The organism is Streptomyces sp. NP160 (genome assembly GCF_006335115.1).
Classification (GTDB): domain Bacteria; phylum Actinomycetota; class Actinomycetes; order Actinomycetales; family Quadrisphaeraceae; genus Quadrisphaera.
In genome coordinates, this window is record NZ_VDMJ01000116.1 from 1 (window position 1) to 271 (window position 271).

Here is a 271-nt window from a genome sequence, read left to right on the forward strand (position 1 = left end):
GCCGCCGTCGTCGTCGCCCGGCAGGAGGCGGACGCGCTCGCGGCGGAGCTGGCCGCTGACGAGCGGGCCGTCGCGCCGGGGGAGCCGGACGGTCGGCAGGACGGCGGCGCCCGCAGCGCGGAGCTGGCCGCGGCGTCCACCGCGGCTCGCGGCGCGGAGGTGGAGGCGCGCCTGGCGCTGCGCACCGCCGAGGAGCGCGAGCGCGCCAGCAGCGGCCGCGCCGAGGGCCTGGCCCGCGCCGCGCGCCAGGAGCGCGCCGCCCGCGAGCGCG

1 protein-coding gene is annotated in these 271 nt (G+C 85.2%); it reads left to right on the forward strand.

What is annotated here, in order from left to right; all coding sequences use genetic code 11:
* On the forward strand, window positions 1-271 hold a 271-nt coding region (locus FHN55_RS22180; protein WP_139714562.1), incomplete at both ends, for a hypothetical protein.